Source organism: Brevibacillus porteri (assembly GCF_003013475.1).
Lineage (GTDB): Bacteria > Bacillota > Bacilli > Brevibacillales > Brevibacillaceae > Brevibacillus > Brevibacillus porteri.
On the sequence record NZ_PXZO01000012.1, the window covers coordinates 1 to 1,277 of the forward strand.

The window sequence follows — 1,277 nt, forward strand, 5'->3', positions numbered from 1 at the left end:
TGGTCAAGACCCCATTTAGTGGACATTGAAAAAAGCCCTAGGCTATAAGCTGACGTCGGTATTCAACTGGCGTCAGCTTGTTTAGTTTTCGTTGTGCTCTTTTCTCGTTATAAAAGAGAATAAATTCTTCTATTCGCCTTTGTGCTTCCTCTATACTTCGGATATCATAGGGATAGAGTGCTTCGACTTTCAGATGTGAAAAGAAGCTCTCCATGGAGGCGTTGTCATAACAATTGCCTCGACGTGACATGCTGATTCGGGCGCCAACCTTTGGCAGCATGTCGTGGTAAGCATGGGACGTGTACTGGTATCCTTGATCGCTGTGAACGATCAATCCAGCCACGTCTTTTTGCGTTTCAAATGCTTTCGTAAAGGTTTCTAACACAAGTGAATTATCGTTACGGTGGCTTAGATGATAAGCGACAATCTCATTGTTCCATAGATCTTTAATGGCAGATAAGTAAATCCGACGGTCAAACACCCGGAATTGTGTGACATCTGTTACCCACTTTTGATTAGGCCCTTCCGCAGTGAAATTCCGTTGCAGCAAATTTTCCGCGATTCTGCCATCCGACACAGCCGCTTCATAACTGGTACGGTGGATGTATTTACGACGAATGATTGCCTGTATACCTAACTCCTGCATGAGACGTAGTACTTTCTTGTGATTTACTTTCAGGTTATATTGACGGTACAACTCGTCCTGGACACGACGATAGCCAACTGTCTTGTCCCGTTCTTCATAAATGCTTCTGATTTTGTGTTTGAGATGTTCGTCGCGATCATTGCCCTTGCGTTTCACATATGCATAGTAACCGCTTCGGCTTATCTCTAAATAAGCGCATAGTTCTTGAACGCTTCGTTTGTCCCTTAGCTCGTCAACGACGATGTGCTTGTTTTCCAACCCTCCCGATTCAAGATTTGTAACCACTTTTTTAAAACATCTACCTCCATTTGTAGACGCCGAATCTCCCGGTCCTGCTCCGTTTCAACCCGATGAGGATTTCCACGCCCGTCCTTGAATGATACCTCTCCACTTTCGCGATACTTCCTCATCCAAGTTCTGACGCGATATTTATCCTGGACCCCTAGGTGTTCGGCAATCTTTCTGTAGCTCCATCCCTCTTCCACGTGCAAGCGAACTGCTTCTACTTTGAGTGATTCTGGATAATGTTTAAATTTCTGTCCTTTCACTGCCATGACGAAAAGCACCCCCTAGAATTACATCGGATTTCCCTAGGGGTTTTTCCAATGTCTATTCTAAGGGGTGCACTTCA

2 protein-coding genes are annotated in these 1,277 nt (G+C 44.7%); both read right to left on the reverse strand.

Features of this window, described 5'->3' with window-relative positions; all coding sequences use genetic code 11:
* Nucleotides 1-37 precede the first annotated feature (37 nt).
* Nucleotides 38-904 (reverse strand): IS3 family transposase, encoded by an 867-nt coding sequence (locus tag C7R92_RS09185; RefSeq protein ID WP_158265733.1) that lies wholly within the window; start codon nt 902-904, stop codon nt 38-40.
* On the reverse strand, nt 871-1,200 hold the full coding sequence (locus tag C7R92_RS09190; protein WP_106834022.1) for a helix-turn-helix domain-containing protein: 330 nt from the start codon (nt 1,198-1,200) through the stop codon (nt 871-873). The genes C7R92_RS09185 and C7R92_RS09190 overlap by 34 nt, the downstream gene beginning before the upstream one ends.
* Nucleotides 1,201-1,277: the final 77 nt, after the last annotated feature.

Coding starts and splice junctions, on each gene's coding strand:
- C7R92_RS09190 (WP_106834022.1), bottom strand. CDS start 1,200: ATGGCAGTGAAAGGACAGAAATTTAAACATTATCCAGAATCACTCAAA.